We start from the raw sequence: 424 nt of genomic DNA, 5'->3' as shown, positions 1-424 counted from the left end.
ATCCTTCGCTCAGCGCAGCGGCCGACGCTGGCGTAGAGATCGTTGGCGATATCGAACTGTTCTGCCGCGAAGCGCAGGCGCCGATTATCGCCATTACCGGTTCTAACGGCAAAAGCACTGTTACTACCCTGGTGGGCGAGATGGCGAAAGCCGCTGGAGTTAACGTCGGCGTGGGCGGCAATATCGGCCTGCCGGCGCTGATGCTGCTGGACACCGATCGAGAGCTGTATGTGCTGGAGCTCTCCAGCTTCCAGCTGGAAACCACCTCCAGCCTGCAGGCGGTGGCGGCAACCATCCTCAACGTGACTGAGGACCATATGGACCGCTACCCGCTGGGGCTGCAGCAGTATCGCGCGGCGAAGCTGCGGATTTACGAGAATGCGAAGACCTGCGTGGTGAACGCGGACGATGCGCTCACAATGCC

The 424-nt window shown here is 61.3% G+C and carries 1 protein-coding gene; it reads left to right on the top strand.

Annotated features, from left to right (window positions below):
• A partial coding sequence (locus M3152_RS17860) for a Mur ligase family protein (RefSeq protein WP_251697196.1) occupies nt 1-424 on the top strand: 424 nt, incomplete at both ends.

Source organism: Sporosarcina luteola (assembly GCF_023715245.1).
Lineage (GTDB): Bacteria > Bacillota > Bacilli > Bacillales_A > Planococcaceae > Sporosarcina > Sporosarcina luteola_C.
Note: the sequence above shows the minus strand (reverse complement) of the source record. Positions and strands in the feature narration are given on the sequence as shown.